Genomic DNA, 23,109 nt, shown 5'->3' with positions numbered 1-23,109 from the left:
TTCTTTACGTCTGATTAAAGGTAGATAACCCATCAAAAACGGGGTGAATTTGTTGAGTACGGTAAAAACAGTAGTAGAAATGCGGGGTATTACCAAGAGGTTTGCCGGAATCGTCGCGAATGACAATATCAATCTGGTGGTTAAAAAAGGCGAGATTCATGCCCTGCTTGGCGAAAATGGTGCGGGTAAATCTACGCTGATGAATATCTTGTTCGGTTTGTACCAACCGGATGAAGGTCAAATCCTCATTAATGAAAAACCTGTGCAAATCTCCAGTCCGAATGTGGCCAATGAACTTGGAATCGGGATGGTCCATCAACATTTTATGTTGGTTGAGCCTTTTACAGTGACGGAAAATATTATCCTTGGAAATGAACCGAAAAAAGGATTAACGATAGATATTCGCAAAGCACAGGAAGAAGTTCGGCAGCTTTCGCTCAAATACGGCCTGAAGGTTGATCCTGAAGCGAAGATCGAGGACATCTCGGTCGGTATGCAACAGCGTGTCGAAATTCTGAAAACGCTGTATCGCGGTGCGGATATTTTGATCTTTGATGAACCTACCGCTGTTTTGACCCCGCAGGAAATCCAGGAACTTATTCAAATTATGCGAAACCTGGTTAATGAAGGAAAAACGATCATTTTGATTACCCACAAGTTAAAAGAAATCATGGCAGTATGTAATTCGGTTACGATTATTCGACGCGGCAAAGTCATTGATTCGGTTGCTGTGAAAGAGACGAATCCTGATGATTTGGCAGCGAAAATGGTCGGTCGGGAAGTCAACTTCCGCATCGATAAAAAACCGAGCGAACCGAAAGAGGTCATCTTGGCCGTCGAAAACGTGACAGCAGTGGGCAACCGGGGCGTCGATGCGCTGAAAGGAATCTCCTTTGAAATAAGAGCGGGCGAAATATTGGGGATTGCCGGCGTGGAAGGAAACGGGCAAAGCGAGCTGATTGAGGCGTTAACCGGTTTGCGGAAGGTGAAAGAAGGGCGGATTTTGCTGTCGGGCAAAGAGATCACCAACCAAACACCGCGAACGATTTCGGAAAGCGGCTTGTCGCATATTCCCGAAGACCGGCACAAACGCGGGCTCGTCCTTGATTTTACGATGAGTGAAAACATGGTGCTGGAAACATACTTCCATCCTGATTTTAATAAAAATGGCTTTCTTGATTTCAAGGCAATCGATCGGCACGCCGCCAAATTAATCGAAGAATTTGACGTGCGCACACCGAGCATACATACGCCAGCGCGGGCGTTGTCGGGGGGCAATCAGCAGAAAGCGATCATTGCCCGTGAAATTAACAAGGACCCCGACTTGTTGATCGCAGCCCAACCGACACGCGGTTTGGACGTTGGTGCGATTGAATTTATTCATCGCCGCTTAGTTGAGCAACGGGACAAAGGGAAAGCAGTCTTGCTCATTTCCCTTGAACTGGATGAAGTGATGAATGTAGCGGACCGGATCGCAGTCATTTACGAAGGACAGATTGTCGGTATCGTCAATCCGAAAGAAACCAGTGAACAGGAACTGGGATTGATGATGTCAGGCGGAAAACGAACGGAAGGAGGAGGAACAGTTGAATAGGGTCATTCAGGTCTTCACAAAAGAGTCGTTCCTGGTTCCTTTATTCGCCATCATTTTGGGTTTGGTCGTTGGAGCGCTGGCCATGCTGGCCGGTGGATTCAATCCGCTGTTGGCTTATGAGTCGCTGGTTGTAAAAGTATTTGGCGATCTGTATAACTTCGGTGAAGCGATTCGGCAGATTACACCTTTAATTTTTACCGGTTTGGCCGTCGCCTTTGCCTTTCGGACCGGTCTGTTTAATATCGGTGCGGAAGGGCAGTTTATCATGGGGATGCTGGGAGCCGTTTATGTCGGGGTTGCTTTTGACCTTCCGCCGATCATTCATGCTGTGGTGGCGATCATTGTCGGTGCGTTAATGGGCGGAATCTGGGCAGGCATCGCCGGGTATTTGAAGGCTGCCCGCGGTGTTCACGAAGTCATTACCTCCATCATGCTAAACTGGATCGGCATGTACTTTGCCAATTACATACTGAATGCGTTTTTGGTCCCCAAAGGCCAGCAACGTTCGGAAATCGTCCATGACTCTGCGGTCATTACACTTCAGGCGCTGTCCAACTTTCTCGGAGGGGCGCGGGTGCATTGGGGAACGCCTCTTGCTCTGATTTGTGCTGTTATCTTTTTCATCATTCTGTGGAAAACGAAAACCGGTTACGAATTGCGTGCGGTCGGCTTGAATCCTCATGCTTCCGAATATGCGGGGATGAGTGTAAATCGTAATATTGTCAAAGCAATGTTTATATCCGGGCTGTTCGCCGGACTGGGCGGTGCTTGTGAAACGCTTGGCGTATTCCATTACCTTGCTGTCATGTCGGCGATGCCGGGCTATGGCTTCGACGGAATCGCTGTTGCTTTGATTGGCGGAAATACTCCGATCGGGATTGTGCTTGGCGCCTTTTTGTTTGGAGCGCTTTCTTATGGCGCCGCGGGAATGAAATTCAGCGCTGGGGTACCGATCGAATTGATCCGTATCGTCATTTCTTCGGTTATCTTCTTTGTGGCGGCGCACGGTATCGTTCGCTACCTGTTGAAACCAATACTCGCAAAAAGAAAGGAGGAGGGCAGATAGATGGACTGGTTGGTTTTGGGAAGTAACTTGATACACGATACAATTGTATTTTCTACTGCCCTCATTTTTGCTGCCTTGGGTGGCCTGTATTCCGAACGTTCCGGTGTCGTCAACATCGGTCTGGAAGGGATGATGGTGATTGGGGCTTTCACCGGGGCGGTCTGCACCTTTTTTATGCAGCCGTTTTTTGAACCGGGCTCTGTCATCCCGGCGTGGATCGGCTTTGTGGCGGCGATTGTTGCAGGCGCAATCTTTTCCTTGCCGCATGCGGTTGCCTCGATCACCTTTAAGGCAGATCAAACCGTCAGCGGGGTAGCTTTGAACTTTCTGGCGGCCGGCTTGTCTGTCTATTTGACCAAAATTTTGTTTCACGGAGCAGGTCAGACAACGACCCTGACCTCCGTATTCAGCAAATGGCACATTCCGGGGTTAAGCGAAATTCCGTTTTTCGGCCATGCTATTTTCGAAGCCTATCCGACCAGCTATCTGGCTTTTATCGCGGTTGCGATTACCTGGTTTCTGTTGTTCAAGACGTCGTATGGCTTGCGGCTGCGCTCTGTCGGGGAGCATCCGCGAGCTGCCGATACGGCGGGGATCAATGTGTTTCGCGTACGATACAACGCTGTGATGATCAGCGGCGCGTTGGCCGCGATGGGCGGCGCAACCATTGCCCTGACCACAACGAGCAATTTTTCTCACAATACCATTTCCGGGCAAGGTTATATTGCGCTGGCAGCGTTGATTTTTGGGAAATGGCGCCCTGTCGGCGTGATGTGGGCAGCGTTGTTCTTCGGGATCGGGCAGGCAGCCAAATCGTTGATTCAAATCCTTGGACTGGCTGAATATGTGCCGACCGAATTGATCTATATGCTCCCGTATATTTTGACCGTTATCGTGCTGGCAGGTTTCGTGGGTCGCACCAATGCGCCGGCTGCTTCCGGCAAACCGTACGAGACGGGGTCACGCTGATTGCTTTGGCAGCTACCGGCAACCGGTGATAAACAGTCCACATGTGGGCAAACTAACTTGGAACGATCTTTTCCATGTTTGGGGGCTATCGCATGTGGACTTGTCCTTATTGTGGCGGGAAAATGGGTCAACCGTTTGAAGATGGTCAGTTGCAGGGAATGTTATGTCTGGCTCCCGATTGCGGCCGTTTTGACAGTGGTGACAATGCTCAACAACCGTTAATAAATGAATGGGACGCATCGGATTTGTAAAAAGGAGCTAAAATCAGCTCCTTTTTTTCAACGATTGACGTATAAATGGAGTATGGCCATGCGAAGTTCCTTACTGAATTGAGCGGGCTTTGGTTAAAATAGAAGGGAATCAGGAAAAAGGAGGATGGACAGATGGCCGCTTCCGCTCAGGAAATTGCCTTTGAAACAACCGAACGAAACGGTATGAATGTACATATTTTGTCAACAGAAAAGTTTAAGACGACGACCATTGTGGTGATGATCGAACAAGCATTATCGGAGGAGCACGTCACGAAAACGGCGCTCTTATCGCTCGTCATGAAGCGGGCGACGGCTCGCTTTCCCGATACCAAGCAACTTCGGGAATATCTGAACTTCCTGTATGGGGCGATTTTTGACGTGGACGTATTTAAAAAAGGCGAGCGCCAAATCTTGCAACTATACATGGAAGTACCGAATGAAAAGTATTTATCCGCAGAGACACCGCTGTTGGAAGAGGCTGTCCGCTTTCTCGGCGAAATGCTGACGCGTCCTTACCTGGAAAACAACGCGTTTGCCGAAAAGTATGTCACAGCGGAAAAAGAATCGCTTCGCAAGCGAATTGAAAGTCTGATTGACGATAAAATGCGCTACGCCAACCAACGGGTTACCGAGGAAATGTGCAAGGGAGAACCGTACGCTTTGCTGGCCAATGGACGAATTGAAGACATTGCCGGCATTACCGGGGCAAACCTGTATGCTTATTTTCAGGAACTCATTCGCGAAAATCCGATCAATATTTTCGTAGTGGGTGATGTAGACAAAGGGCAAATTTCCGAATATATCGCGACGCACTTTGCTTTGCAGCGGAGCCGGGCCAAAGCGCTGCCGGCGACACAGGTGAACAAAGCGGTCGCAGAGGTTCGTGAAGTCATCGAACGTTTGGAAGTGAATCAGGGGAAACTGAATATTGGCTGTCGCACGTCTATTACATACCGCGATGACGATTACCCTGCTTTGCTCGTATTTAACGGTGTACTTGGCGGATTTCCGCATTCCAAATTGTTCATGAATGTGCGGGAAAAGGCCAGCCTTGCCTACTATGCCGTCTCCCGCCTGGAGAGTCATAAAGGGATTTTGATGATGATGTCGGGAATTGATGTGACCAATTATGAAAAGGCCGTTTCGATCATCAAAGAACAGGTGGAATTGGTGCGAAATGGTGAAATTAGCGAGAGCGAAATGAATCAGACAAAGGCAACGCTGGCGAACCAGTATCGAGAGTTATTGGATAATCCTCGTTCGACAATCGATTTTGCCTACAATGGTGTGTTGAGCGGACGGGAGCGCAAACTGCAGGAATTGCTGCGGGAAATCGAACAGGTTACCGTGGCAGATGTAAAGCGGGTAGCCGCCAAACTGCAGATGGACACGATCTATCTATTGCGAGATAACAAAGGGGAGGCGAAGTAATGGACACGATCTCTTTCGAGCAAGTGAATGAAACCTTGTATCACGAAACGCTGCCGAACGGATTGCAGGTTTACCTGTTGCCGAAAGCGGGATTTGCCAAAACCTATGCAGTGTTTACCACGCGATACGGGTCGATCGACAGCCATTTTCGCTTGAAAACAGGGGAAGTAATCCACGTTCCGGATGGCATTGCCCATTTTCTCGAGCATAAAATGTTTGAAAAAGAACGTGGCGACGTTTTTCAGGACTTCAGCAAATATGGAGCCTCTGCGAACGCGTTTACCAGCTTCAATCGGACAGCCTATCTTTTTTCCTGCACAAGTCATCTGGAAGAAAATTTGTCATTGTTGCTTGACTTTGTTCAGGAGCCTTATTTTACCGATCAAAGCGTGGAGAAGGAAAAAGGCATTATCGGTCAGGAAATTACGATGTATGATGACAATCCGGACTGGAAAGTATACATGAATTTGCTGAAAGCGATGTATCGGGAACATCCGGTGAAAATCGAAATTGCCGGAACGATTGATTCCATTGCCGAGATTACAAAGGAAACGTTGTATCAATGCTATGAGACGTTTTACCATCCGGGAAACATGGTCTTGTTTGTTGTCGGTTCGTTTGATCCGGAGCCGATCGGCAAGCTGATTCGCGAAAATCAACAGAAGAAACAATTTGGCCCAGTGCCGCAAATCGAGCGAATTTATCCGGAGGAACCAAAACCGGTGGCCAAACCGCTTATCGAGGAAAAGCTGGCTGTCGGCTTGGCCAAAATTTTGATCGGTTTCAAGGAGACGCAAACCGGGTTGCAAGGAGAAGCGTTGTTAAAACAGGAATATACCAGCAAGCTGCTGTTGGATATTTTGTTTGGCAGCAGTTCGGCCTTGTATCAAAAGCTGTATGACCAGGGGCTGATTACGGAAACATTTGACAGTGATTACAGCGCGGAGAGTGATTATTCCTATTCCATCCTTGGCGGCGATACGCCTGATCCGGAAAAGCTGGTCGAGACGATCAAGACGGAATTAACCCAGTATTTGCAAGCGGGCATCAGCGAGGAAGATTTTGAGCGAAGCAAGCGCAGACGGATCGGTTTGTTCTTGCGCTCGCTGAATTCGGTTGAATTTATTGCCAATCAGTTCACCAGCTATCGTTTCAACGGGACAGATCTGTTTGCCGTTTTGCCGGTGCTGGAGTCGATTACGCGGGCCGATGTGGAACAGCGCATGAAAGAACATTTCCGCTTTGAACAAATGGCGGTATCCATCGTTCGTTCGGCAACGCCGCAGGAGTGAACCAGATGAATGAAACCCCTTGGGCATTGATTACCGGTGCATCGGGCCAGCTCGGTCAGGCGATTGCCATGGCGCTGGCCGAGCAAGGCCTTCCGCTGTATCTGCACTACCATCAGGCTCCCCAGAGGCTGGAAGGTATTTTGCAGCGATGCTGCCAGCTTGGTGTTCCCGCCTATCCGCTTCAAGCAGATTTGCGGGACCCCGAGCAAATTGAAGGACTGTTTCGGCAGTTGCCGGTCCAACCGTTGCTGCTGGTCAACAATGCCTCCATTGACCATATTGGCCTGTTTACCGATGTAACGCCGGCCATGTTTGATGAACTGATTCATACGAATATTCGTTCAGCCTTTTTTGTCAGCCAAATGGCGCTTCGCTCCATGCTGCGAGCCAGATATGGGCGAATTGTCAACATATCCTCCATCTGGGGGCTGACCGGAGGGTCCTGTGAAGTGTTGTACTCGCTGACAAAAGGTGCGTTGCTTTCGTTTACCAAAGCGTTGGCGAAAGAAGTGGCTGCCAACGGGATCACGGTCAACGCGGTTGCCCCCGGTGCGATCGAGGGCGGCATGATGCAGCGGTTTTCGGCGGAGGAAATCCGGGAACTTGCGGATGAAATACCGGCCAATCGGCTGGGCAGACCGGATGAGATTGCTTCGCTCGTCTGCTATCTGCTTTCTCCGCAAGCTTCTTACATCACTGGACAAGTGGTCAGTGCGAACGGAGGCTGGTATACCTAAACGTTCGGCCGCTCGCGTATAAGTTGACGAGTAACATGGAATTCTACTGTAAGCGGGCAGATATTGTGTCCGTCGGCGATGAAGAAAAGGAGGGAATTCAATGTCAGTTCTCGAAAACTTTCGCGATTGGAAGTCATTTCTCGGAGAGCGTGTTGGACAAGCGATGGAAGCTGGCATGGAGAATGAAACCATTCAAAATGTAGCTTACCAAATCGGCGATTACCTGGCGCAACAGGTGGACCCGAAAAATGATCAAGAGCGCCTGCTGAAACAGTTGTGGGAAGCAGGGAATGAGGAGCAGCAACGGGCGCTGGCTTCCATGATGGTAAAATTGGTGCAAGAACCAGAAAACATTTCTCGTGGCAATTAATGTAAAATCCCCCTTTCGTGGGGATTTTTTCTTTGCGATTATTGTCGAATTCGTTGAACATGGTATACTTAGTGAAAGAAGAATGGTTCCGCTGGGGAGGATTCAAAAGGATGGAAGGAAAAGAACTCAAGGAATGGTACATGGAGTACGAAATTTATCGAAACCGTCCCGGTTTGTTAGGAGATGTAGCCTCCATCCTGGGGATGTTGAATATAAACATCATGACGATCAATGGCGTGCAAAACGGTCGACGAGGACTGCTTTTGCTGACAGACGATGATGAAAAAATCGCGGTAATGCGCAATATTCTTCTAAAAGTGGATAATATAACCGTAACAAGGCTTCGTCCGCCAACGATGCTGGATCGTTTGGCTGTTCGGCATGGGCGCTATATTGAGCGGGATACGGAAGACAAAAAGACGTTCCGCTTCATCCGCGATGAACTTGGCTTATTGGTCGATTTCATGGCCGAGATTTTCAAAAAAGAAGGGCATCAGTTGGTGGGGATCCGCGGAATGCCCCGTGTCGGTAAAACCGAGTCGATGATTGCTGCCAGTGTGTCTGCCAACAAACGCTGGACCTTTATCTCCTCCACGCTGTTGCGGCAAACCGTTCGCAGTTCATTGGCCATCGATGAGATGTCAAGCGACCATGTATATTTAATTGACGGGATTGTTTCCACCTTGCGCTCAACGGAGAAACATCACTCGCTGCTGCGTGAAATTATGGCGTTTCCGGCAACCAAAGTGATCGAGCATCCCGATATATTTGTGCGTGAATCGGAGTATGAACTGTCTGATTTTCATTATATTATAGAGCTTCGGCATCATCCGGACGAAGAGATTACATATGAGTTGATCAATCGGACCGAGTTTAATGATTTTGAGATGAGGTAAAGGAGGGTAAGCCGTGTCAGAGCTAGGCCAAGTGTTGCAAACAGCCCGTGAGGAAAAAGGAATATCGCTCGATGACATACAAAAAATCACAAAAATTCAACGACGTTACTTAGAAGCAATCGAAAGGGGGCATTTCCACTTATTGCCTGGCCACTTTTATGCAAGAGCTTTTATCAAGAGCTATGCTGAAGCTGTCGGTTTGGACCCCAATGACGTCTTGAGCCATTTCCAGTCAGAGATTCCCGCACAGCCGCCACAGGAACAGATTGAACGGTTGCGCCGGCGTCGGGTTGCGTCAGCCAGTGAAAAACTGCAAGCGGGACGTTGGGTTACCAGGTCGCTTCTCATCCTGTTCGTCTTATTGATTGTCGGTGTGATTTACATGGCAGCGGTGAACAACAATAACCTTACGGCTCCGCCGATTGCCGGCAATACGGATGCGCAACTGCCGGATGTGCAAAACCCAACGAACAATCCAGCCGGAGCAACCACTCCGCCTGCTGCCACCCAACCCGCTCAGCCGGCTCAGCCGATGCAGCCGGTCGAACCATCGCCGATTGTGGAGACACCGGTTGAACAGGAAAAGCCAACGCTTTTGCTGGAGTCCCAAAAAAGTTCAATGTACAATTATGTCTTATCTGCTGGTGACAAATTGACCATCAAGTTGACTGCTGCCAGAGGCGATTGCTGGCTGCAAGTTCGCGATAAGGCGCGCGGCAAAAAATATGAAGAAGTGACGATGCGCAAAGGTGACGAAAAAACAGTAGAATTGCCAGTCAATACCGCTTACATGGTTCTGGGCAAACCGACTTCTTTGGACATCACGATCAATGACGTGCCGCTGGACGCTTCTGCATTGAAGCACTTCCCATCTTATGTGCAAATCAAGGTTGCAGAAACGCCGCAACAAACCAATACGCCGCAACAACCGTAGGCAAGCCCCTGGCTTGCCGCTTTTTTTTGACACCATTTGGGCCATATATTATACTGTATAGGTGTAAATTGAGCCGGCTAGAGGTGTACTAATTGGAGGAAAACAAATGACAGTTAAAAAGAAATCGCAGGAAAAAGTGGCGATTGTAACATTGGGATGCGAGAAAAACCTGGTAGATTCGGACATGATGGCCCATTTAATAGATGAAAAAGGGTACGAACTTGTTGACGATCCAGAGCAAGCGACGGTCGTTATCGTAAATACATGCGGTTTTATCGATGCGGCAAAGGAAGAATCGGTTAATAAAATTCTCGACATGGCCGAACTGAAGGAACAAGGCAAACTCAAATCGTTGGTGGTCGCGGGTTGTTTAACCCAACGCTATAAAGAGGACATCCTCAAAGAAATTCCGGAAGTTGACGGGATTGTCGGCACGGGGAATTTTATGTCCATTACAGAGATCATCGGCGAGTCGCTGGCCGGCAAGAAACCGGTTCAAGTTGGCAACCCCGTCTTCAGCTACGAACAGGTAATCAAGCGGAAAGTCAAAGCGGATACATATATGGCTTATATCAAAATCGCCGAAGGCTGCGACAATGCTTGTACGTTTTGCAGTATCCCGTTAATGCGCGGTAAGTTCCGCAGCCGTTCGATCGAATCGATCCTCGAAGAAGCCCGGCATTTGGCGGCCCAGGGGATTGTGGAAGTCAGTTTGATTGCCCAGGATTCCACCAATTATGGAACGGACATCTATGGCAAGCATATGCTCCCTGAATTGCTAAACAAACTTTCTGAAGTTGAAGGCATCGAATGGATTCGTCTCCACTATGCTTACCCCGGCTTTTTTACCGATGAGCTGATTGAGGTATTTGCGAACAATCCAAAGGTTTGCAAATACATTGATATGCCACTCCAGCATTCCGAAGACTCCATTCTGAAACGTATGCGCCGTCCAGGCAGACAACGCGACATTCGCGAACTCGTCAGCCACATACGTGGACAAGTTCCCGACGTAGCTTTGCGTACCTCGTTGATTGTTGGCTTCCCTGGTGAAACCGAGCAGGACTTTGCCAATCTTTGTGAATTCGTGAAAGAGATCAAGTTTGACCGTCTTGGCGTATTCACTTATTCGAATGAAGATGACACCCCCGCTTCCCGGTTGCCAAACCAATTGGAGGAAGATGTAAAAGAGAAGCGCGCCAACATTATCATGGAAATCCAGCGGGAAATCGCCGCAGAGCGCAATGGACGATTTGTCGGGCGTGAATTGCCGGTTCTGATTGAACGCTATGACGGACGTAATGATATTTATATCGGCCGCACTCAGTATGATGCTCCGGAAATCGATGGAGAGGTTTTTGTAACAGGTTATAAAGGCGAGTTGGGGAAAATTGTTACCGTTAAAATCACACATTCCTACGAATACGACTTTGCTGGGGAGGTAGTCTAGGTGAATCTCGCCAACCGCATCACGCTGGCCAGAATATTTCTGGTCCCTGTATTAATGTTTTTTCTATTGGTACGTTACAAGTTTGGGTATCTCCATCTTGGACCCATTCAGATGACGTATAATGAGCTGATTGCGGCATTGGTATTTATTTTGGCGGCCAGCACCGACGGCTTGGATGGCTATATTGCCAGAAAAAGAAAGATTGTGACCAATCTGGGGAAATTTCTTGATCCGCTCGCCGATAAGCTGTTGATTTCAGCGGCGTTGATTTCTTTGGTGGAAATGCAGCGCTTGGAAGCGTGGATCGCGATTGTCATTATCAGCCGAGAGTTTGCTGTTACCGGGCTGCGCTCCATTGCCGCTGCGGAAGGACAGGTGATTGCGGCGAGCGCCCTGGGCAAGATCAAAACGTGGGTGCAAATCGTCGCCATTATCGCGGTGATGATCCGCAATTTTCCGTTTGCATTTTTCGGCATTCCGTTTGATGAGGTCGCGACATGGGCGATGGTGATCATCACCTTGTATTCGGGATATGATTATTTTTCCAAAAATCGGAATGTCCTTCATTACTCGTAGCAAGGTTGCGGACGTTTTAAAATTGGAAAGATGAGGGTGAAGAGGATGAAAGCTGAAATCATCGGTGTCGGTACGGAATTGCTGTTGGGTCAGATCGCCAATACGAACGCACAATATTTGTCGCAAAAACTGGCGGAACTTGGCGTAAATGTTTATTTTCATACGGTCGTGGGCGATAATTTTGAAAGGCTGACTCAAACGATTCACGACGGTGCGCTCCGCTCCGACCTGATAATTTTTACCGGCGGACTCGGGCCGACACAGGATGATCTGACGAAAGAAACCGTCGCAGCTTTTATCGGAAAACCGCTTGTGACCGATGCGCTTGCCATGCAACGAATCCAGGAATCGTTTGACCGACGTGGTATCGTGATGACGGAAAATAATCGTAAACAGGCGCTGGTCATTGAGGGGAGCGCTGTTTTTAACAATGATCACGGAATGGCACCCGGCATGGGGATTCGCCATGAGGATACGACCTTTATATTGCTGCCCGGTCCGCCGAGCGAGTTGTATCCAATGGTGGAACGGTACGTCATTCCGTATATTCAACAGTTGCTGCCGGAAAAACAGCTGTTTCACTCTCGCGTGCTTCGCTTTTTTGGCATCGGTGAGTCCGCGTTGGAGACAGAGCTGCTGGATTTAATCGAGCAGCAAACCAACCCGACGATTGCACCGTACGCTAAAGAGTGGGAAGTGACCTTGCGGATTACGGCCAAAGCGGAGCAAGTGGAAGAAGCGGAAGCTTTGATTGCTCCCGTCGAAGCGGAAATTCGCAAGCGGGTCGGTCAGTATCTGTACGGCATTGGCGAAGAAACTTCTCTGCAGCAAGTTTTATTGGAAACTTTGCGAGAGCGAAAGGAGACTGTCGCTTTTGCGGAAAGCTGCACTGGCGGTCTTCTGTCTACCTTGCTGACCTCGCTCCCTGGCAGTTCCTCCGTCTATCAGGGGGGAATCAGTTGCTACAGCAATCTGGCGAAACAGGCTCTGCTGCAGATCCCCGAATCGGTGCTGCATACAGAGGGTGCGGTAAGTGCGGAGACAGCCAAGCGCTTGGCTGAAAATGTGCGCCTTGCCTTGTCAGCAACACACGGGATTTCGGTTACGGGTGTAGCCGGTCCGGATGCGGTCGAAGGAAAACAGGTTGGCCTTGTCTACATTGGTTTGGCCAGCGAAGGAAAACCTACGATTGTAAAAGAATTTCAGTTGGCCGGCAGACGCCGGGCGATTGTTGGACGTGCGGCAAAACATGCAATGTTTCTTGCCTTGCAACGCTTAAAAGAAAGGTGACAAAAATGACGAATATGTTTGCTGATTTTCCATTACATAAATCGATCATTCAGGCGATTAATGATATGGGGTTTGAAGAAGCGTCGCCGATTCAGGCGGCATGTATCCCAAAAGTTTTAGAAGGCGGCGATTTGATCGGGCAGGCGCAGACCGGAACAGGAAAAACGGCTGCCTTCGGGATTCCGTTGATTGAAAAAATGACACCGGTCAATCGCGTACAGGCGATCGTGTTGACACCGACGCGCGAATTGGCGATTCAGGTTGCCGGTGAATTGATGCGGATCGCCAAATATAAAAAAGTAAAAACGTTGCCGATTTATGGCGGACAGTCGATCGGCCACCAAATTCGCGCATTGAAGCAAGGAGTTCAGGTCGTGATCGGTACGCCGGGACGCGTGCTTGATCACTTGCGGCGCAAAACGCTGCGTCTGGACAATGTTTCGATGCTCGTGCTCGATGAAGCGGACGAGATGCTGGACATGGGCTTTGTCGATGATATTGAAACGATCATCAGCCACCTGCCGGAAAATCGTCAAACCTTGCTCTTCTCGGCGACGATGCCGCCGGAAATCAAACGCCTGGCCACCAGGTATATGAAAAAGCCGGAAACGATTGCCGTCAGCCGGGAAGAAGTGACAGCGCCGTTAATTGAACAAGTTTATTACAAAGTGTTCGAGCGCAATAAAGTGGAAAGTCTTTGCCGCATTCTTGACAGTGAGGATGTCGATTTGGGGATTATCTTTTGCCGGACAAAACGAGGTGTCGACGAATTGACCGAAGTGCTGCAAACGCGCGGCTATCTGGCGGACGGTTTGCATGGCGATCTATCCCAGGCGCAGCGGGATAAAGTGATGAATGCGTTCCGCGAAGGAAGCATTGAGTTTTTGATTGCGACAGATGTGGCAGCGCGCGGGATCGATGTGGGCAATGTGTCCCACGTGATCAATTACGACATTCCGCAAGACTCGGAAAGCTATGTCCACCGGATCGGCCGGACTGGACGGGCCGGCCGCAAAGGGATCGCAATGACCCTGGTTACGCCGCGGGAAATGCGGCAAATGATGTTTATCCAAAAACAAACCAAGGCGGATATGGTCTCCCGTAATGTACCGACGCTGGAGGAGGTTGCCGAGCGCAAACAGGAACAATTGCGCGAACAGCTGGTTTCCTTGCTGGAAAACGATGCCATGTCGGATATTTATACAAAAGTGGTTGAATCCTTGGTCGATCAGTATCTAGCGGAAAAAATTGCCGCTGCCGCTTTGCACCTTTCCTTCCACAGCGAACTGGCGGAAGCGGAAGACACGGAAGTATACAATTTTGGCGAGACAGGGGCTGCCAAAGGGATGGTTCGTTTCTTCCTGAATGTAGGGCGCAATGCCAATGTGAAGCCGCAGGATTTGGTTCGGGAAATTTCGGAATCGGTCGGTATTCCGGGCAAAGCAGTCGGGCGCATTGATATTTTTGAGAGCTTCACCTTTGTTGAAGTGCCGGAAGAGGTCGCTCCGTTTGTGTATGAAGCATTGAGACAGACGCGCATCAACGGCAAACGGATCAACTTGGAGCCGGCCAAACCGCGCGGCAAAAAATAGAAAGACTGTGCCGGCGATGTGCCGGACAGTTATCGTAACGCCATATTTACCTCATAAGCAAGCAACCAGTTGCTTTTAAAAATTCGGCGACTGGTTGTTTTCTTTTATCCAAGTTTGTTGCTGTACGGCAGGCAAGATGTTCGCTGTTGCAGGCAAACAGCGTCCAGGTTGGCCGATGGCATTGATTGTCACGAAAAGACGTGTCTAGCCGTTTTCGTTACGGGAATACTAGAAAAAAATGTAGGGAGAACAACGAATGACTTTGCTGATGACCGTTTTAGTTTTGCTGCTTTGTTTGATGATTTCGAATATAATCAGCCATTATATCCCGTTTATTCCGACAGCGCTCACGCAAATTGTATTCGGCATGATCGTTTCGCTGGTTGCAAAAAACTTCACGTTTGAGATTGAAACGGAGTGGTTTTTGCTGTTGTTTGTGGCGCCGCTTTTATATAATGACGGTCGCTATTTTCCACGGGAAGAATTGTGGAAGATGCGCAGGGCGATTCTGGGGAATGCGATTGTCCTGGTGCTGGTGACGACCATTGGCGGGGGATATTTCATTCATTGGATGATTCCAAGCATTCCGCTTGCTGCGGCGTTTGCGCTGGCCGCCATTTTATCTCCAACCGACCCGGTTGCGGTCAATGGCATTGCCAAACAGGTACATATTCCGGAAAAAGTCTTAAATCTGGTTCGCGGAGAATCGCTCATCAATGATGCTTCCGGATTGGTTGCTTTTAATTATGCGGTTGCGGCGGTGGTAACGGGTTATTTTTCCCTGAAAGCTGCCGTGGTCGACTTTTCCTATATGTTCATTGTCGGTCTCATCGCCGGTCTGGGCTTGGGCATTCTGATTACCTGGATTCGCTTTTTGCTAAGAAAACAAGGGATTCACGATGTGACTTTTCATTCGTTATTACATATACTGACACCGTTTATCATTTTTCTCGTTGCCGAGGAGATGCTGCACGCTTCCGGGGTGATTGCCGTCGTTACCGCAGGCGTGTTGCATGCCCTCGTCAAAGAAAAAACAGAGACGCTGGTTGCCGAGGAACAGGTGCTGACCGAGAATATTTGGTCGGTTGTGTCTTTTGTGCTCAACGGTGTAGTCTTCCTCTTATTGGGATTGACCATTCCCCACTCGATGGCGGAGGCAGTGGCAAACCCGAATATCGGGAATGGATTAATCATCGGCTATGTGCTGGCCTTCGGGATTGTGATTCTGGGAATTCGCTTTCTCTGGTCATATGCTTTTTCGTATTATGAATACCGCTTGGCCAAGATCAAATGCGCCGAACAGCCGAATCTCAAAACATCGCTGATTACCAGTTTAACCGGTGTTCGCGGAGCTGTGACAATGGTGGGTGTTCTGTCCATTCCGCTCAGCAAAGTAAACGGCGAAGCATTTCCGGAACGTGCATTGATCCTCTTTTTGGCGGCCGGGGTGATATTGTTTACGTTGCTTGCCGCTACCATATTTCTGCGACTGCTCAGCAGTCGTGCAGCCGTTGCAGGAGACGCTGCTTCTTACATGAGCATCCACGAAGCGAAACGAAAAATTTTGCTGACGGCGATCAACAAAATAAGGGAAGAAATCAACGAGAAAAACGAAGCCGCTGCCTATGAGCTGATGGCTGAATATAAACGGAAGTTTCACCAATTTCAACCAAACGAAATAACTGCTTACAGCCGTCCATTTCAACAAAAAGTGACGGAAATCCGGTTACAGGCATTGAAAGTAGAGCGGGCCTATCTGTATGAATTGATGGAGAAAAAACGGTTGGAAGAAGATGTCATTGCCATTTTTGAAAGATGGTTGGACCATCGGGAGGAAGCTTTGTCTAACAGTGTTCGTCAACGGACGTTGTTTCTGTTAGGGTTAATGAAAAGAGCGTGGGGACGGTTTTGGTTTCATTATCGTAAAGACAAGGAAACAAGAATGGCCAATTTGCGGGTAAGCAGGGGAATTCAAACGAAGGCGCTGCAATCCGCCCTGGAGTTTTTGCAAAACCACGCAAAAAAAGCCGAGGAAGCTGAGGCGCTCAACTTGGTAATAGTCGATTACAAACGGATGATCGATCAATTGAAGCGCACAGCGGCAGTTTACAATGAGAAAAGCGAAGAGCAAAAAGAAGAATTGCGGCTGAGAGTGATGGATATCGAGCGAGCGGAAATCCATAAAATGTACGAGAATGGAGAAATCAGCAGAGACCAGGCCAAAGAATTACGCAGATTTATCAATTACATCGAAAGTGTGGCGTTATACGAACATGTCGAGTAACTGTCACCGCTTTTTGCCGACTGCCTGTGCGCAGATCGGCAGGTGGCTGGGCAGGGGCAGGGAATGAGCAAACCGAATATTTGTTCGCAAAAAATGCTTGGCAAAAGCTTCTGTCTCGATGTATGATGATTACAGATAGGTTATGTCATTCGAAAGGGTGTGTCAGTTTTGTCAGATCGTCGTGCAGCTTTGGAAAGCGCATTGCGCCAAATAGAAAAGCAATTTGGGAAAGGTTCCATCATGAAATTGGGGGAAATGGCTAACGTTCAAGTCTCCACAGTTTCCACCGGAGCGTTGGCATTAGATATCGCATTGGGAGTTGGCGGATTCCCGCGTGGACGAATCATTGAAATATTTGGACCTGAATCTTCCGGTAAAACGACCGTGGCTCTGCATGCGATTGCGGAAGTACAAAAACAAGGGGGCCAAGCTGCATTTATCGACGCAGAACACGCCTTGGATCCAGTTTACGCCCAAAAGTTGGGAGTAAATATTGAAGAGCTGTTGCTCTCCCAGCCAGATACAGGTGAGCAGGCGTTGGAAATCGCCGAAGCATTGGTGCGTTCCGGTGCGGTGGATATTATCGTCGTTGACTCTGTCGCCGCACTTGTACCGAAAGCGGAGATAGAAGGGGAAATGGGCGACTCCCATGTCGGCTTGCAAGCACGCTTAATGTCTCAGGCATTGCGGAAATTGTCCGGTGCGATCAACAAGTCGAAAACGATCGCCATCTTTATTAACCAGCTCCGTGAAAAAGTGGGCGTCATGTTTGGGAATCCGGAAACGACGCCAGGTGGACGTGCGCTTAAATTTTACGCCAGCGTCAGATTGGACGTTCGGAAAGCGGAAAGCATCAAAGCGGGCAATGATGTTGTCGGTACAAAAACCAAAATCAAAGTGGTGAAAAATAAAGTTGCGCCACCGTTTAAAACCGCGGAAGTCGATATTATGTACGGGGAAGGAATTTCCCGTGAAGGCAGCATTTTGGACATCGGGGCGGAAATTGATGTTGTGTCCAAAAGCGGAGCATGGTATGCCTTCAATGATGAACGTCTGGGACAAGGCCGGGAAAATGCGAAGCTGTTCCTGAAAGAAAATCCGCAAATTTGTAGTCAAATTGAGGAAAAAGTTCGTGAGTATTTCAGCCTGAATCCAAATTCGATTCCAACCGGGGAAGCGGTAGTAGATCCAGAGCAGGACGAAGAACCAATCTTTGATTTTGAATAAGCGAAAGACAGCCTGTCACCTGGACAGGCTGTTCTTTTGTCCCGGTCTTCGACTGGAAAGGAGCTTGTATGAACCAGGGGATTATCACCGCCGTTTATCAAGATCAGAAACAAAAGCAGCGCTATCATCTTTACATTAATGAGCAGTTTGCGTTCAGTATTCATGAGGATATCCTGATCAAGTTTCGCTTGTTCAAAGGAACGGAGATTGATCAGGAATTTTGGCAAGGGATTTTGGACGCCGAGGAGCGGCATAAAGCTTACTTGCAGGCGTTGCGCTATCTTGGCTTCCGTCCCCGTTCCGCCCGCCAGCTGTATCAGTATTTGCTGACGAAGGGGTACACTCCGGAGATTGCCGAGGAGACGAGACAGCGGTGCGAAACAGAAGGGTATGTGGATGATGCCAAATTTGCCGAGCAGTGGGTGCAGGAACGCAGCCGCCTTAAAGGAAAGAGCGGATTTGCGCTGCGCATGGAGCTGCAGCAAAAAGGAATCGGCGCTGACAAGATTGCAGATGCTTTGGAACAATTGTCACCTGAGGACGAATGGGAAGCCGCCCGCAAGGCTGTCTGGAAAAAAATTCGCAATCGGAGCGAGAAATTGACTCGCGAGGAGATTTATAAACTATGCGCGATGTTGCAGCGCAAAGGCTTTTCGCCATCTGTGATCAGTCGAATCAAACGGGAATTGGATAACGCCGATTAACGCAAGAATCCTGCTTCTTGACAAGCCTGAACTGCAAATACTAAAATAGTTATGTATATACGTGGTGTTTCATACATTTTTCAATTTTTCTCTCGCTATTCACAGTGGCAAAACTGAACAACCGTATGTTTTTCATACGGATTCAGCCGACCGAGTAGAATCGGTCTTGTTTTTTACAAGAAGAAATTCTTGGACTTCTTTTTCGCAGGATGTCGGTCTGCGGAGCGAGACGTTCCGATCGGCAACCGCCACTGCGCCATTTAAAAAAGGCGCACGAAGGTTTTCTATCCTGCTATTCCGATGCTTCTTACAGCGGAGGACAAAAACTGCTGGATACATCCTGTTTTAAAAACAGCATGAGTATGTGTGTGCAGTGTATGAAAAGGAAATCGAATGCTTAGAAAGCGGGGAGATGTCTCAACAGCAAGGAGGTGAAAGTTACAGACCTATGAGTAGTCCACTCATTAATCCACTATTGGTTATTTTATTGCTCGTACTAGCACTTGCAGTTGGCTTTATCGTTGGATATTTCCTTCGTAAATCGATTGCCGAAGCCAAGATTTCCAGTGCCGAGACAGCTGCCAAACAGATTGTCGAGGAAGCAAGGCGGGATGCCGAAGCGGTTAAGAAAGAGAAAGTTTTGGAGGCTAAGGACGAAGTTTTCAAGCTTCGATCTGAAGCAGAAAACGAATTGCGGGAACGCCGCAATGAAATTCAGCGCCAGGAACGACGGATTCTTCAAAAGGAAGAAACGCTTGACCGCAAACTGGAGCAACAGGAGCGCAAAGAAGCAGAACTGGCAGAGCGGGAGAAAGCGATTGGCGATCTGCAAACGAAAGTAGAGCAACTATATAAAGAACAAGTTTCCGAGTTGGAGCGTATTTCCGGGTTAACGCAGGAAGAAGCGAAGAATATTATTTTGTCCAATGTCGAAAATACGGTTCGCCATGAAGCGGCAATGATGATCAAGGAGATTGAAACGCAAGCGAAGGAAGAAGCTGACAAACGGGCGCGGGAAATTATCTCGACCGCCATCCAGCGTTGTTCTGCAGATCATGTAGCGGAGACGACAGTTTCCGTAGTCACTTTGCCAAACGATGAAATGAAAGGGCGAATTATCGGACGCGAAGGACGTAATATTCGCGCTTTGGAAACCTTGACCGGTATTGATCTGATCATTGATGATACACCGGAAGCGGTGATCTTGTCAGGTTTTGATCCGATCCGTCGGGAGATTGCCAAAGCTGCCTTGGATAAACTTGTTGCCGATGGACGTATCCACCCGGCCCGAATTGAAGAGATGGTTGACAAAGCAAGACGGGAAGTGGATGAACGTATTCGGGAGTATGGGGAACAGGCAACTTTCGAAACGGATGTGCATGGTTTGCATCCGGATTTGATCAAGATTCTCGGTCGATTGCATTACCGGACCAGCTATGGACAGAACGTCTTGAAGCACTCCATGGAAGTAGCGCATTTAGCTGGCTTGATGGCGGCTGAAATGAAGGAAGATGTCAAACTGGCCAAACGCGCCGGATTGCTGCATGACATCGGAAAAGCGATTGACCATGAAGTGGAAGGCTCTCACGTGGAAATCGGCGTGGAGTTAGCGAAGAAATACAATGAACATCCGGTTGTCATTAATAGTATTGCTTCCCACCACGGGGACACAGAACCGACATCAGTCATTTCGATGCTGGTCGGAGCGGCAGACGCATTGTCCGCTGCGCGGCCGGGAGCTCGCCGGGAGACGCTGGAAACCTATATCAAACGGTTGGAGAAACTGGAAGAGATCTCCGAGTCGTTTGATGGTGTGGAAAAATCGTTTGCCATTCAGGCAGGGCGTGAAGTGCGCGTGATGGTTCAACCGGAAAAGGTGGATGACGCGGAAGCCGTTCGCCTGGCGCGGGAGATCACAAAACGAATTGAAGATGAACTCGATTACCCCGGACATATTAAAGTTACCGTTATTCGGGAAACACGGGCAGTCGAGTACGCAAAATAAAGTGGCATTAAGCCACTTTTTTTGTGTCTGTTGACCAAATTGGTATGCGGCGCCGAACTCGTTAGCTGATTTGGGCCAGGACGAGTCGTCACAGGGGAATTTTCATTCGAAGGATTGTTGCACAAGGGGATTGGTATATACTTAGAGATAGAGGTGATACATAAGATGAAACTGTTATTTGTTGGCGATATTATGGGCTCGGCCGGTCGCGAGATGGTTCGCGATTATTTGCCCCGCTTGAAACGCAAATATGATCCGACTTTTATCGTGGTCAATGGGGAAAATGCGGCCCACGGCAGAGGAATTACGGAAAAAATCTGTCGGGAACTGTTTGAAGCAGGCGCAGAAGCGATTACGATGGGCAACCATACCTGGGATAACCGAGAGATTTTTGACTTTATCGATCAGGAACCTCGTCTGATTCGTCCCGCCAATTTTCCGGAAGGAACACCGGGGAAGGGGATCACGTATATCAAACATCCGGTTGGCGAGTTAGCGGTGATCAATTTGCAAGGACGCGCTTTTTTGCCGCCGCTGGAATGCCCGTTTGCCACGGCAGTCCAATTGGTGGAGCAAGCGAAAAAACGGACGAAATACATATTTGTCGATTTCCACGCGGAAGCCACTTCGGAAAAGCAGGCGCTCGCTTGGTATCTGGATGGCAAAATCAGCGCTTTGGTCGGCACCCACACTCATGTGCAGACAGGCGATGAACGAATTTTGCCTCAAGGTACAGGCTACTTGACTGACGTAGGCATGACCGGACCGCGCGATGGAATTTTAGGCATGGAGCGAGAAGCGGTCATTAAAAAGTTTTTGACCCAACTGCCGGTTCGTTTTGAAGTGGCCACGGGACGGACGCAGCTCAACGCCGTGCTGCTTACATTGGATAAAGCAACGGGGAAGACAACAAAATTGGAACGAATCCGAATTGACGATGACCACCCGTTTATGGAATAATATGTTTAGACTCGGAATTTTTTGAATCTTTACGAACAGTTTGCAGGAATTTTTAGGGGTTATTCGAATATCATTCTATTAATAACAGTAATCCTATCTGACGGGAGGTTCAAAAGGATGGAAGTATTAAAAGTTTCAGCAAAGTCTAACCCCAACTCCGTTGCAGGTGCCCTTGCAGGTGTACTTCGCGAACGCGGAGCCGCTGAGATTCAAGCCATCGGTGCTGGGGCGCTTAACCAAGCAGTAAAAGCCGTAGCGATTGCACGAGGGTTCGTAGCGCCTAGTGGAGTTGACTTGATTTGCATTCCAGCCTTTACAGATATTGTAATTGATGGAGAGGAACGCACCGCCATAAAACTGATCGTAGAGCCGAGATAATTGCATACGGGTAAAGCTTAACCTGTTTGTTCCTTATGAATGAACAGGTTTTTTTTGTATCCAAAAAAAGCCGAAAATCTCTTGTGTTGGCGGACGATTTATGGTTGCATCAAGTAGGGGAAGCCAAGAGAAGGGAGAAGAGACGATTGAGCAAAGTTTTTGATGCACATTGCGATGCTTTGTTAAAGCTGTGGGAGGACCGCACGCTCCGATTTGCGCGAGGAGATGAACGGTTGCAGGTCAGTCTGCCGGAGATGAAGCGCGGGAACGTGCACATTCAAGTATTTGATGTCTGGGTGCCAACGGAGCATAAAGGAGCGAGGGCGTATCGCTCGGCAATGGAAATGATCAAAATTTTTCATCAACAAGTGGCGGTTCCTCCTGTGACGGCGATCTATTCTCGCGGTGATTTGGAGCAATGTGTATTAAAGGAGAAGAAAGGGGCTATTCTGTTTATAGAAGGCGGACATCCGCTTGGACACGATCTCGGTAATTTGCATGAGCTCTATCGGATGGGAGTAAGAGGGATCGGCCTGACCTGGAATATCCGCAATCAACTGGCTGACGGATGTTTGCAACCGTCTCCGCGCGGATTGACTCTTTTCGGCCGGCAAGTGGTTCGGGAAATGAATCGGTTAGGCATGATGGTGGATGTTTCCCATTTGGCTGAACCCGGTTTTTGGGAAGTGCTGGAGTTAAGTTCAACGCCGGTCATCGCTTCCCATTCCAACACGAGAAAACTGTGTGATCACCCGCGGAATTTAACTGATCAGCAAATTCGCGCATTGATCGAAAAAGATTCCGTCATGGGTCTGACGTTTGTTGACATGTTCGTGACGAGCGAAAAACGAACCGTCTGGATTGACGATTTGCTGCGTCATTTGGATCATGTATGTGCGCTCGGGGGACTTGATCACGTTGCATTTGGTTCCGACTTCGACGGGACCGTCGAACGCTTCGGAGATTTGTCCAGCGCCGGCGAGTATCAACGGCTGGTCAATGCCTTATTGAAGCATTTTAAGGAAGATGAAGTGAAAAAAATCATGTTTGAAAACTGGTTGCGCGTTTTTCAAAACGTGTTACAATAAGAGCGTAAAGTTATT

The 23,109-nt window shown here is 48.7% G+C and carries 20 protein-coding genes; all 20 read left to right on the top strand.

What is annotated here, in order from left to right; translation table 11 throughout:
* The first annotated feature begins 79 nt into the window (after positions 1-79).
* Positions 80-1,594 carry an ATP-binding cassette domain-containing protein gene (locus JOD01_RS10640; protein WP_204518409.1) on the top strand — a complete coding sequence of 505 codons (1,515 nt, stop codon included), beginning with the start codon at positions 80-82 and terminating at the stop codon, positions 1,592-1,594.
* A complete protein-coding gene (locus tag JOD01_RS10635) occupies positions 1,587-2,660 on the top strand; it encodes an ABC transporter permease (RefSeq protein WP_239565375.1) in 1,074 nt (357 codons plus the stop codon). The genes JOD01_RS10640 and JOD01_RS10635 overlap by 8 nt, the downstream gene beginning before the upstream one ends.
* Positions 2,661-3,629, top strand: a complete 969-nt coding sequence (locus tag JOD01_RS10630) for an ABC transporter permease (protein WP_204518297.1) — start codon at positions 2,661-2,663, stop codon at positions 3,627-3,629.
* Between the two features lie 383 nt (positions 3,630-4,012).
* Positions 4,013-5,311: an EF-P 5-aminopentanol modification-associated protein YfmF gene (gene yfmF / locus JOD01_RS10625; RefSeq protein WP_204518296.1), complete on the top strand. Its 1,299-nt coding sequence runs from the start codon at positions 4,013-4,015 to the stop codon at positions 5,309-5,311.
* Complete coding sequence (gene yfmH / locus JOD01_RS10620; RefSeq protein ID WP_204518295.1) at positions 5,311-6,603, top strand: EF-P 5-aminopentanol modification-associated protein YfmH; 1,293 nt, start codon at positions 5,311-5,313, stop codon at positions 6,601-6,603. Before yfmF ends, yfmH begins: the two co-directional genes overlap by 1 nt.
* 5 nt (positions 6,604-6,608) lie before the next feature.
* On the top strand, positions 6,609-7,340 hold the full coding sequence (ymfI, locus tag JOD01_RS10615; RefSeq protein ID WP_204518294.1) for an elongation factor P 5-aminopentanone reductase: 732 nt from the start codon (positions 6,609-6,611) through the stop codon (positions 7,338-7,340).
* 100 nt (positions 7,341-7,440) lie between these two features.
* Positions 7,441-7,710 (top strand): DUF3243 domain-containing protein, encoded by a 270-nt coding sequence (locus JOD01_RS10610; RefSeq protein WP_204518293.1) that lies wholly within the window; start codon positions 7,441-7,443, stop codon positions 7,708-7,710.
* A gap of 110 nt (positions 7,711-7,820) precedes the next feature.
* Entirely contained in the window at positions 7,821-8,606 is a 786-nt protein-coding gene (locus tag JOD01_RS10605) for a DUF3388 domain-containing protein (protein WP_204518292.1), read from the top strand.
* 13 nt (positions 8,607-8,619) lie between these two features.
* The gene (locus JOD01_RS10600) at positions 8,620-9,540 is read left to right on the top strand and encodes a RodZ domain-containing protein (RefSeq protein ID WP_204518291.1); all 921 of its coding nucleotides are present in this window, start codon (positions 8,620-8,622) and stop codon (positions 9,538-9,540) included.
* A gap of 106 nt (positions 9,541-9,646) precedes the next feature.
* Entirely contained in the window at positions 9,647-10,990 is a 1,344-nt protein-coding gene (gene rimO, locus JOD01_RS10595) for a 30S ribosomal protein S12 methylthiotransferase RimO (protein ID WP_204518290.1), read from the top strand.
* A complete protein-coding gene (gene pgsA, locus JOD01_RS10590; protein WP_204518289.1) occupies positions 10,991-11,566 on the top strand; it encodes a CDP-diacylglycerol--glycerol-3-phosphate 3-phosphatidyltransferase in 576 nt (191 codons plus the stop codon). It begins immediately after the preceding gene.
* Positions 11,567-11,611: 45 nt separating this feature from the next.
* Positions 11,612-12,856 (top strand): competence/damage-inducible protein A, encoded by a 1,245-nt coding sequence (locus JOD01_RS10585; protein WP_204518288.1) that lies wholly within the window; start codon positions 11,612-11,614, stop codon positions 12,854-12,856.
* Positions 12,857-12,861: 5 nt separating this feature from the next.
* On the top strand, positions 12,862-14,448 hold the full coding sequence (locus JOD01_RS10580; RefSeq protein WP_204518287.1) for a DEAD/DEAH box helicase: 1,587 nt from the start codon (positions 12,862-12,864) through the stop codon (positions 14,446-14,448).
* A 256-nt stretch (positions 14,449-14,704) separates the two neighbouring features.
* A complete protein-coding gene (locus JOD01_RS10575) occupies positions 14,705-16,732 on the top strand; it encodes a Na+/H+ antiporter (protein ID WP_204518286.1) in 2,028 nt (675 codons plus the stop codon).
* A gap of 168 nt (positions 16,733-16,900) precedes the next feature.
* Complete coding sequence (recA, locus tag JOD01_RS10570) at positions 16,901-17,959, top strand: recombinase RecA (protein ID WP_204518285.1); 1,059 nt, start codon at positions 16,901-16,903, stop codon at positions 17,957-17,959.
* A gap of 68 nt (positions 17,960-18,027) precedes the next feature.
* The gene (locus JOD01_RS10565) at positions 18,028-18,663 is read left to right on the top strand and encodes a RecX family transcriptional regulator (RefSeq protein ID WP_204518284.1); all 636 of its coding nucleotides are present in this window, start codon (positions 18,028-18,030) and stop codon (positions 18,661-18,663) included.
* 448 nt (positions 18,664-19,111) lie between these two features.
* Positions 19,112-20,668, top strand: a complete 1,557-nt coding sequence (gene rny / locus JOD01_RS10560; RefSeq protein WP_239565374.1) for a ribonuclease Y — start codon at positions 19,112-19,114, stop codon at positions 20,666-20,668.
* Positions 20,669-20,833: 165 nt separating this feature from the next.
* The gene (locus JOD01_RS10555; protein WP_204518283.1) at positions 20,834-21,628 is read left to right on the top strand and encodes a TIGR00282 family metallophosphoesterase; all 795 of its coding nucleotides are present in this window, start codon (positions 20,834-20,836) and stop codon (positions 21,626-21,628) included.
* Positions 21,629-21,745: 117 nt separating this feature from the next.
* Positions 21,746-22,006, top strand: coding sequence for a stage V sporulation protein SpoVS (gene spoVS, locus JOD01_RS10550; RefSeq protein WP_003385776.1), 261 nt, complete (start codon positions 21,746-21,748; stop codon positions 22,004-22,006).
* A gap of 146 nt (positions 22,007-22,152) precedes the next feature.
* Complete coding sequence (locus tag JOD01_RS10545) at positions 22,153-23,094, top strand: dipeptidase (protein WP_239565373.1); 942 nt, start codon at positions 22,153-22,155, stop codon at positions 23,092-23,094.
* Positions 23,095-23,109 lie beyond the last annotated feature (15 nt).

The organism is Brevibacillus fulvus (assembly GCF_016908525.1).
Lineage (GTDB): Bacteria > Bacillota > Bacilli > Brevibacillales > Brevibacillaceae > Brevibacillus_G > Brevibacillus_G fulvus.
This window is presented reverse-complemented; position numbering and strand designations above follow the sequence as displayed.